Genomic DNA, 3,867 nt, shown 5'->3' with positions numbered 1-3,867 from the left:
AAGGCACCCTCACCCGACTCCTCACCTCCGCAGCACACCTCCACACCCACGGGCATCACATCAACTGGCCCATCCCCCACACCCCGCCCACCGCCCGGCTAACCGACCTCCCCACCTACCCCTTCCAGCACCAGCGCTACTGGATCAGCCCCCGCCCGAGCACCGCCAGGGACACCGCGGACACCCGCTTCTGGGAAGCGGTCGAGAACGAGGACTGGCAGTCCCTCGGCCGCACCCTCTCGGTCGAGGGCGACGCGCCGCTGGGCACGGTGCTCGCGGCGCTGAGGTCCTGGCGGAAGGGCCTGGAGCGCGCGTCGGCGGTGGACAACCTGCGCTACCGGACGACGTGGAGGCCGTTGGCGGACCCGCGGGCGGGGCTGTACGGCACCTGGCTGGTCGTGGTCCCCGAAGGCCAGGAGGACGACGACCTGGTGGGCGCCGCGGCGGAGGCCCTGCGCGGAAATCGGACCCGCGTACGACAGGTGGTGCTGGACCCGGCCCAGCCGGAGCGCACGCGCTACGCCGAGCAGCTCTCCAGCACGCTCGGCGAGGGCGATGACATCACCGGCGTCCTGTCCCTCCTCGCGCTGACCGGCGACGACGCCACCACAGCGGCGCCGACGCTCGCCCTCGTCCAGGCCCTCGGAGACGCGGGCGTCCAGTCCCCGCTCTGGTGCGCCACCCAGGGCGCGGTCACCACCGGAGGCTCCGACCCGCTCACCCACCCCGACCAGGCCCAGGTCTGGGGCCTGGGCCGGGTCGCCGCGCTGGAGCACCCCGACCGCTGGGGCGGACTCGTCGACCTGCCCGAGCGGCTCGACGCACGCGGCGCCGCACGTCTGCGTGCCGCGCTGGCAGCGCCGGTCGGCGGCGAGGACCAGGTGGCCGTCCGCGCCTCGGGCCTTCTCGCCCGCCGAATTGCCCGCACCGGCACCACCGACGGAAGCGCGTGGAAGCCCCGCGGCACCGTCCTGATCACCGGCGGCACCGGCGCGCTCGGCGCGCACGTGGCCCGCTGGGCCGCCGCCAACGGCGCGCGGCACCTGCTCCTCGCCGGCCGCAGCGGCGACAGCGCCCCCGGGGCCGCCGATCTCCATGGTGAACTCACCGCGCTCGGCGCCACCGTGACCTTCGCCGCGTGCGATGTGAGCGACCCGGATACCGTAAAGGCACTCATCGCCGACCACCCCCACCTCACCGCCGTCGTCCACACAGCCGGTGTTCTCGACGACGCGCTGCTCGACCGGCTCACCGTCGACCGCCTGAACCACGTACTGCGTCCGAAGGCCTCGGGCGCTGAACTCCTCGACCAGTACACGCGTGACCTGGACCTCGACGCCTTCGTGCTCTTCTCGTCGGTGGTCGGCACCCTCGGCCGGGCCGGGCAGGCCAACTTCGCTGCGGCAAACGCCCACTTGGACGCGATCGCCGAACAGCGGCACACGCTCGGGCTGCCCGCCACCTCCGTGGCGTGGGGCCCGTGGGACGCGGACGGCATGGCGGCCGGGGACGTGGGCGACCAGTTGCGTCGGCGGGGGCTCCCGGCGCTGGAGCCTGACCTCGCGCTGACCGCGCTGGGAGAGGCCGTCGGCTGCGGCGAGCCCACGGTGACCGTCGCCGACATCGACTGGGCCCGTTTCGTGCCGGCGTACACCGCCGCGCGGCCCAGCGCGCTGATCGCGGACCTGACGGACGTACGGGACCTGCGGTCCGGGTCCGGGTCCAGGTCCGGGTCCGGCGACGGTCGTCCGGGTGGTGACGACACGACGTGGACGGCACAGAACCTGTCCGGCCTCTCCGATGCCGAGGCCCAGCGGGTGCTGCTGGACCTGGTGCGGACGCAGGCCGCGGCCGTGCTCGGGCACCCTTCCGCGGACGCGGTGCACGCGTCGCAGGCCTTCAAGGACATCGGTGTCGACTCGCTGACCGGGGTCGAACTTCGGAACCGGCTCGTCGCCGTCACCGGTCTGAAGCTGCCGCCCACGCTGGTCTTCAACCATCCGACGCCCCAGGCGCTGGCCCGCTTCCTGCACACGCAGGCGGCCGGCACGGCGGAGTCCGCCTCCGCGCCGCCGCTCCCGGCGGGTGCCGCGGCCGACGACGACCCGGTCGTCATCGTGTCGATGGCCTGCCGCTATCCGGGCGGGGTGCGTTCGCCCGAGGACCTCTGGCAGTTGGTCACCGAAGGCCGCGACGCCGTGTCCGTGTTCCCGACGGACCGGGGCTGGGACATCGACGCGCTCTACCACCCCGATCCGGAGCGCGCGGGTACGTCGTACGTCCGCGAGGGCGGATTCCTCTACGACGCCGCGGAGTTCGACGCCGAGTTCTTCGGGATATCGCCGCGTGAGGCGCAGGCGATGGACCCGCAGCAGCGGCTGCTGCTGGAGACTTCGTGGGAGGTGTTCGAGCGGGCCGGGATCGACCCGCGGTCGGTGGCCGGAAGCCAGGCGGGCGTCTACGTCGGTGTGGCGTCCCAGGACGAGTACGGGCCGCGCATGAGTGAGGCGCCCGAGGGGTTCGAGGGGTATCTGCTCACCGGTACGGCGGCCAGTGTGATCTCCGGCCGGGTGGCGTACACCCTCGGTCTGGAGGGCCCGGCCGTCACCGTCGACACGGCCTGCTCGTCCTCGCTGGTCGCCCTGCACATGGCCGTCCAGGCACTGCGGGACGGCGAGTGTGCTCTCGCGCTGGCGGGAGGTGTGACCGTCATGGCCTCGCCGGGGACGTTCGTGGAGTTCAGCCGGCAGCGGGGGCTCGCTCCCGACGGCCGCAGCAAGTCGTTCTCCGCGTCGGCCGACGGCACCAGCTGGGGCGAGGGCGCGGGCGTCCTGCTCCTGGAGCGGCTGTCGGACGCCCGCCGCCACGGTCACCCGGTCCTTGGTGTCGTACGCGGTACGGCGGTCAACCAGGACGGCGCGAGCAACGGCCTCACCGCCCCCAACGGCCCCTCCCAGGAGCGGGTCATCCGCCAGGCGCTCGGCCGGGCCCGGCTGGCCGCCGCCGATGTCGACGCCGTCGAGGCGCACGGCACCGGCACCAGGCTGGGCGATCCGATCGAGGCGCAGGCGCTGCTAACCACGTACGGGCAGGACCGGTCCGCCGAACGGCCGCTGCTGGTCGGCTCCTTGAAGTCGAACATCGGACACACGCAGGCCGCGGCGGGCGTGGGCGGCGTCATCAAGATGGTGATGGCGATGCGTCACGGTGTGCTGCCGAGGACGCTGCACGTGGACGAACCGACCCCGCACGTCGACTGGTCCGCCGGTGCGGTGTCGCTGCTGCGGGAAGCGGTGGAGTGGCCGGAGAACGGACGGCCCCGCCGGGCCGGTGTGTCGTCCTTCGGCGTGAGCGGCACCAACGCCCACGCGATCATCGAGCAGGCGGAGGAGGAGCCGACCGTCGCGGGCGCACCCGAGGCCGGGGCCACCGGACCGGTGCCGTGGGTCCTCGCCGGTCAGGGCCTGGACACCCTGCGGGCGCAAGCCGAGCGGCTGCGGTCGTTCGTCGCGGGGCGGCCCGAACTACCGGTGTCGGACGTGGCGTTCTCGCTGGCCACTTCGCGGGCGGCGCTCGACGACCGGGCCGCCGTGGTCGCCGAGGACCGGTCGGACTTCCTCGACGCACTGGGCGCGCTGGCGCGGGGCGAGGCGGACAGCCGGGTCCTGACCGGCTCGGTGGAACGGGCGCAGGGGCGGCTGGCGTTTCTGTTCTCCGGGCAGGGCAGTCAGCGGGCCGGGATGGGGCGCGAACTGTATGCCGCCTTCCCTGTGTTCGCGGCCGCGCTCGACGAGATCTGCGCGCACTTCGATCCGCTGCTGGAACAGCCCCTGCGCGAGGTGATGTTCGCCCACACCGACGAGCCGG

The 3,867-nt window shown here is 73.7% G+C and carries 1 protein-coding gene; it reads left to right on the top strand.

All coding sequences use genetic code 11. The annotated features are described in order from the left end of the window. The coding region (locus tag IE94_RS0133935; RefSeq protein WP_037924597.1) for a type I polyketide synthase at positions 1-3,867 on the top strand (3,867 nt) is incomplete at both ends.

It is taken from the genome of Streptomyces violaceorubidus, assembly GCF_000717995.1.
Classification (GTDB): domain Bacteria; phylum Actinomycetota; class Actinomycetes; order Streptomycetales; family Streptomycetaceae; genus Streptomyces; species Streptomyces violaceorubidus.
This window is presented reverse-complemented; position numbering and strand designations above follow the sequence as displayed.